General features: G+C 38.1%; 3 protein-coding genes and 1 pseudogene. 3 read left to right on the forward strand and 1 reads right to left on the reverse strand.

Going from position 1 to position 7157, the window contains the following annotated elements; all coding sequences use genetic code 11:
* The 3 genes and pseudogenes from ABF281_RS03135 to ABF281_RS03145 form a co-directional block, all read left to right on the forward strand.
* A pseudogene (locus ABF281_RS03135) lies at nucleotides 1-1049 on the forward strand (ribonucleoside-diphosphate reductase subunit alpha); the annotation flags it as partial.
* 148 nt (nucleotides 1050-1197) lie between these two features.
* Nucleotides 1198-2538: a deoxyguanosinetriphosphate triphosphohydrolase gene (locus ABF281_RS03140; RefSeq protein WP_347180244.1), complete on the forward strand. Its 1341-nt coding sequence runs from the start codon at nucleotides 1198-1200 to the stop codon at nucleotides 2536-2538.
* A gap of 49 nt (nucleotides 2539-2587) precedes the next feature.
* Entirely contained in the window at nucleotides 2588-5767 is a 3180-nt protein-coding gene (locus tag ABF281_RS03145) for a PA domain-containing protein (protein WP_347180245.1), read from the forward strand.
* Nucleotides 5768-5817: 50 nt separating this feature from the next.
* On the opposite strand, the gene dxs is transcribed toward ABF281_RS03145, so the two are convergent.
* A partial coding sequence (gene dxs, locus ABF281_RS03150; RefSeq protein WP_347180246.1) for a 1-deoxy-D-xylulose-5-phosphate synthase occupies nucleotides 5818-7157 on the reverse strand: 1340 nt, incomplete at its 5' end.

A 7157-nucleotide genomic window follows, 5' to 3' on the forward strand; every position in this document is an offset into this window, starting at 1 on the left:
CATTGCCAATGTTCATCTCTGAAAAGGAAACAGGAGAGAAATACTTCAATCATAAAAAATTATATGATGTTACTAAAAAAGTAATTCGAAATCTAGATACAGTGATCGATGCTAATTTTTACCCTGTAATTGAAGCAGAAAATTCCAATTTTAGACACCGACCTGTAGGTTTAGGAATTCAAGGCCTAGCAGATGCTTTTATCATGTTGCGTTTGCCTTTCACCTCTGATGAAGCAAAAAAATTGAATCAGGACATCTTTGAAACCATGTATTTTGCAGCCGTTACCTCTTCAATGGAAATCGCTAAAGCAAAAGAACCGTATTCTACCTTTAAAGGATCTCCAATGTCAGAAGGAGAATTTCAATACAATATGTGGGGAATTAAAGATGATGAATTGAGTGGAAACTGGGATTGGGCAAAATTACGAAAACAAGTAATGAAGCACGGAGTTAGAAACTCGCTCTTGGTGGCACCAATGCCAACAGCATCTACTTCTCAAATCTTAGGAAACAACGAAGCATTTGAACCTTATACCTCTAACATTTATACTAGAAGAGTTTTATCAGGGGAGTTTATTGTTGTCAACAAACATTTGTTAGAAGACTTAGTAGAATTAGGCCTGTGGGACAACAGCATGAAAGAAGATATCATGCGCGCAAACGGTTCAATTCAACACATTGAGGCAATTCCAGCAGAATTAAGAGAATTGTACAAAACAGTTTGGGAAATGAGTATGAAAGATATTATCGATATGGCTCGTCAAAGAGGATACTTTATCGATCAATCTCAATCTTTAAACTTGTTTATGAAAGATCCAGATTATGCAAAATTAACCTCGATGCATTTTTATGCTTGGAAGTCTGGATTAAAAACAGGAATGTATTATTTAAGAACAAAATCAGCAGTGAATGCGATTCAGTTCACACTTTCAAAAGAAAAGAAAGCAGACGCACCAGACGCACCATTAAGCCCAGAAGAATTCAAAGCGATGGTAGATGCCGCGAGAGAAAATGACGCACCAGATGACTGCTTAATGTGTGGTTCTTAAAAAACTAAATGAAAGATCGATAAAAAGAGATGTAGCAATGCATCTCTTTTTGTATTTTCGTACCAAGCGCATCCTATTAAAGGGAGTCTAATAACACAAAACACTGAGCCATTGAATTAGGGTCAGCACACTTAAATCCATACCATCCATGAACTGGGAACAACTTCTTTCGTTAAAACGTGCAGGAGACATACAAAAGCGTCCAAGAGCAGCACAAGATGAAACCCGTTTAGGGTTTGATGTCGATTTTGATCGAATTATATTTTCATCGGCATTTAGAAGTCTACAAGATAAAACACAAGTAATTCCACTTTCCCAAACCGACTTTGTACACACGCGATTAACCCATAGTTTAGAAGTTTCTGTTGTTGGACGAACCCTCGGAAGAAAAGTGGGGAAAGTCTTATTAGAACGTCATCCAAACTTAGCCCAATTGGGATATACATTTAATGATTTTGGCGCTATAGTGGCAGCAGCCTCGGTCATGCATGATATTGGAAATCCACCCTTCGGGCATTCTGGTGAAAAAGCAATTGGAGAGTATTTTAAATCTGGAGAAGGAGTAAAATACAAAGCACAACTGACAGCAAAAGAATACCAAGATCTTATTGATTTTGAAGGAAATGCCAATGGGTTTAAAATTTTAACAGCAACAAAAGATGGTGTTCCTGGCGGTTTGCGACTATCCTATGCGACCTTAGGAGCGTTTTTAAAATATCCAAAAGAAAGCTTACCGAAAAAGCCGACCAAACATGTTGTAGACAAAAAATACGGTGTTTTTCAATCTGAAAAACCCGAATTTTTAGACATTGTTCAGGATTTGGGCATGTTGCAAAAATCGACTTCGCCAGACATTTCATTTTACAGGCACCCCTTGGCCTATTTGGTAGAAGCAGCCGATGATATTTGTTATACGATCATCGATTTTGAAGACGGGATCAATCTTGGACTAATAGAAGAAGAGTATGCTTTAGAATACTTGATCAATCTTGTAAGAGATCGTATAGATTCTAAAAAATACCACAGTTTGAAACATACCAAAGACCGCGTGAGTTATCTGCGCGCCCTGGCAATTAATACACTAATCAATCAAGCAGTACAAATATTTTTAGACAATGAAGAAAGTATTCTAACAGGAAATTTTGACAAATCATTGTTAGAAAAATGCTCTTATGAAGCACAAATTAATGACATCATAAAAATTAGTGTTGACAAAATTTACAAAAGTCAAGAAGTGGTAGAAAAAGAAGTAGCAGGCTATCGCATCATTGCCGACTTATTACACGTTTTTGTGAGTGCAGTTAACAATAAATACGATCAAAATTATTCGAATTATGATCAGCTAATCTTAAATTTATTGCCGAAAGAATATCAATCAGAGGATGCTAGTTTATACAATCGAATTATGCAGATTTGTACTTATGTATCTAGAATGTCAGATCGTTATGCAATCCGTACACATCAAAAATTAACAGGAAATATTATATAATAATAATTTGAATGCTTAAATTTGAATGCAAAAAATAATGCCATCAATTATGAAAAAAACATTCCTTTTATCACTCGTAGCTTTAGTTATAGCTAGTTTGTTTTATACTTATTTAGAAACAGAAGATAAGACAGCACAGTTAAAAAAATCGCATGCAGATTTCCTACGAAACCATCCGTATAACAAGACGAAAAGTTTATCTAAGCAGGATCGGAAATTACAAGGGTTGCCTCCCAATGCTTTTTTTGAACAAGAGTATTTGAACGAGATAAACCCCGCTACAGGGAGAACCCATAAAGAAAACGTATTTCAACTTCAAAACGATTTAGAAGTTTTAAGGCAATCAGGAAGAACCCCTGGTGATGGCGACGATACTGCATGGCAGGACCGAGGCCCAGACAATGTTGGAGGAAGAACCCGTGCTTTAATTTTTGATCCCAATGATGAAACTCAAGAAACAGTATACGCTGGAGGAGTGAGTGGTGGTTTGTGGAAAAACACCAACATTTCAAATGCAGGAGCTGTATGGACGCAGGTAGATATTCCAGAAAACTTAGCTGTTTCATGTATTGCTATTGACCCAAATGATTCAATGACTTGGTATGTGGGTACCGGAGAGTCTTATGTTGGTGGCGATGTAAATGGGAACGGAGTTTGGAGAACAACAGACGGAGGCGCTACTTGGACCCATGTTTTTGGAGGTGTCGAAGGAGAAACCCTTTTTGAAGCAAATGCCAAAATGGCGATCAATAGTCCAACAAGTATAGCTGGAGACTATTTTGCAGTGCTGTCTACCAGTTTTGGTGGTGGCCTCAACCCACCCGTCACGGCAGATTTAGTGTTAGCAGATGATGGTGTGACACCCACAGAGGATGGTTGTACATCCCTAAATAATTCAGCAGCCATTAGTGGTAAAATTGCGGTCATTCGAAGAGGAAGTTGTCCCTTTGTAGACAAAGTGAATAATGCACAAGATGCAGGAGCAATTGCCGTAATAATTGTAAATAATGTGCCTGGAATCCCTATCAATCAAGGAGGTGATGATGCTGGCATTACCATCCCTACCGTGATGATTTCAAAAGACGACGGTGCCCGTGTGATGGATGCATTGACAGGAGGTTCTGTGAATGTAACACTCTCTAGCACCAGAGGGAATGGATCCAACTTTATTGTATCCAATGGAGTACAGCACGTAAATGACATTGTTGTGAGAGACAATGGAGGCGTTTCAGAAGTGTTTGTAGCTGCAGGAGATGCGGTTTATGGAATTGCATCGCCTTCTACATTATTTGGAATCCACGATCGAGGAGTATACAAATCAACAGACGGTACTACGTTTACAAAATTAACCCTTCCAACAAACTCAGAAGGAGGAATTCATGAACCAAACAACATAAAAATAGCCGCAGATAATTCTGTTTATATAGCTACAACCTCAGATATTTTTGGTGATGGAGGAGGAGCGATCTTTCAATCCACGGATACAGATGCAACTAATTTTGTATTAAAACATACTGTTCCCGATGGGCAAAGAGTTGAGATTGCTTGCTCAAAAACAGATCCCGCTAAAATATATGTATTGGCACAATTGAGTACTTCTGGAGCTCCAGTTGGACTTTATAAAACCACCAATGCCTTTGGAAGTGTATCTACCTTAGGACTTCCAGAAGACGCTGATTCCGGGATTCCTTCTACTGATTTTACAAGAGGTCAAGCTTTTTATGATTTATTATTACGAGTAGATCCAAATAATGACGAAAAAATATTTGTAGGTGGAATCGATTTGTTCAAAAGTACCAATGGAGGGACTTCCTATTCTCAAATATCCAAATGGTCAAACAACAACTTTTTATCAGGGTTAAATGTTCCTATAGTACATGCCGATCAACACGGTTTGGCTTTTTCAGGAAACTCATCAACCAGAATGCTTTTTTCCAATGACGGCGGCGTGTATTTTTCCAATGATGGAGGGGTAAATATCAATGCAAGAAACAATGGATACAATACCTTACAATTTTATACGGTAGGGGTTGCACCAACAACAGCGGCCATTGGAGATAATTTTATTGCTGGAGCCCAAGACAACGGAACCCAATTGTTTACCAATGCGAGTGCAGGCGTAAATAGTTCTATCCAAGCACAAGGAGGAGATGGTGCGTATAGTTTCTTCGATCAAGACGGAACAGACAACTATTACATTTCAAATTACGTGTACAACAATAACATTCGTTTGCGAGATTTAACCGTTGGGATTACTAGAATCATTAATTCAGAAACCGGCCCTAATGGCGATTTTATAAATCAAGAAGAATTGGACTCGAATTTAGATATTTTGTATTCCAATTACTCGACAGGGACACTCTATTATATTCGAAGATATAAGGACGTTAATTCAGGGTTTATAGGGAAGACAAATTTAAGCGACAACTTAATGGATCAAGCACCTTCTGCGATGAAAGTTTCTCCATATACCACAACAGCTACAAAATTACTAGCAGGCTTAAAAAACGGGAAAATCATACAAATTGACAATGCAGATGGAGATGCTCCAACCTGGTCTGAAATTACAGGACCCGAATTTGTTGGAACTGTTTCTGATATCGAATATGGTGCTAGTGAGAATGAAATTTTTGTAACCATGCATAATTATGGTGTAAAAAACATCTGGTATTCTAGTGATGCCGGTGCGAGCTGGTCTTCAAAAGAAGGAGATTTCCCAGACATTCCTGTAAAAGCCATTTTACAAAATCCATTAAGACCTGAAGAAGTAATTATTGGAACAGAGTTAGGGGTGTGGAAAACAGCAAACTTTAATGCCGAAAATCCAAATTGGGTGCAATCCAACAATGGGATGAAAAATGTGAAAGTAATGGATCTTGATTTAAGAGACGACAATGCGGTTTTTGCCGCTACTTATGGTAGAGGTGTTTTCTCCGGACAATTTACTGAGGCATCTGCGTCTATTGATGAAGTATTGAAAGGGAATGATACATTTACTGTATACCCAACCATATCAAACGGAGATTTTACCATCTATGGAAAAAATGAATTAAAGGTTTCACAAGTAGCAGTATTCGATCTTAGAGGAAGACAGGTATATGCAGCAACTTTGGACTTTAATACCAACGAAAGACAAGAAATTTCTTTAAATACCCGCGCAGGAGTTTACATTGTAAACGTAATTGACCAGGCAGGTAGAAAAGCTTCAAAGAAGATTGTCATTGAATAATTAGACATTAGAACATCAATAAAAAAAGACGCTATAAAAAGCGTCTTTTTTTATGTAAAATTTAGAAATTCTTTTGACAAAGAAAGGGGGTCTAACCCAATTTTTTCTTGCAGTTTTACAACAGTTCCGTGTTCAATGAAAATATCGGGAATGCCCAATATTTTTATTGGTTGCTGGTAGTTGTTTTCGGAAGCAAACTCTAAGATAGCACTTCCAAAACCTCCTTTTATAGCGCCATCTTCAATGGTAATGATATTCGTATGTTCTGTAAAAATGGTATGTAACAATTGGGTATCCAATGGCTTTACAAAACGCAGATCATAATGCGAAAAAGGAGTAGGGTCTTTTATTAAATCGAGTGCTTTACCGACGTTGTCAGCTATTGTTCCGATAGACAAGAGTGCTGTTTTTGTTCCTGTACGCAAAAGTTCCCCTGCACCAATCTCAATGGCTTCAAAAGGCTGTTCCCAATCAACAATTGTTCCCGTTCCTCTTGGATATCGAATTGCCATCGGATGTTTCAACCCTAATTGCGCGGTATACAGAAGATTTCGCAATTCAATTTCATTTCTTGGAGCACAGATACTTATATTGGGGATCAATCGTAAGTACGACAAATCAAAGACCCCATGATGTGTTGCACCATCTTCACCCACCAAACCAGCTCTGTCTAAACAGAAGATGACAGGAAGGTTTTGCAAGGCAACATCATGTATTATTTGGTCATAAGCACGTTGTAAAAAAGTAGAATAAATAGCACAAAATGGGACCAATCCTTGCGTGGCCATGCCCGCGGCTAAAGTCACCGCATGCTGTTCTGCAATTCCAACATCAAAGGTTCTTTCTGGAAATTTATGCAGCATAAACTTCAAAGAACTCCCTGTGAGCATTGCGGGTGTAATACCCACAATATTCTTGTTTTCTGAGGCCAATTCTACCAAGGTCTTTCCAAAGACATCTTGGTATTTGGTGTATAAATTGTTTTCTTTTTTAAGCCGAACTCCCGAAAGTTTATCAAACTTCCCGGGTGCATGATAGGTTACTTGATCTTCTTCAGCTAGCTGTAGCCCTTTTCCTTTGGTGGTAATAACATGTAAAAATTTTGGCCCTTTAACAGATTTTAAACGATCTAACTCAGCAAGTAATTTTGGCAAATTATGACCGTCTACAGGGCCAGAATAATCAAAATTTAGGGCTTTTATAATATTGTTTTGTGTGGCTACTTTTCGATTGGATTTCACCTTTGTTAAATATGCTTTTAATGCACCAACAGCTGGATCTATGCCAATGGCATTGTCGTTTAGAATGATGAGTAAATTGGCCTTAGAAACGCCCGCATGATTCAATGCCTCAAAGGCCATTCCGCTAGCAATAGAAGCGTCGCCAATAA

Source organism: Wenyingzhuangia sp. (assembly GCF_039768515.1).
Classification (GTDB): Bacteria; Bacteroidota; Bacteroidia; order Flavobacteriales; family Flavobacteriaceae; genus Wenyingzhuangia.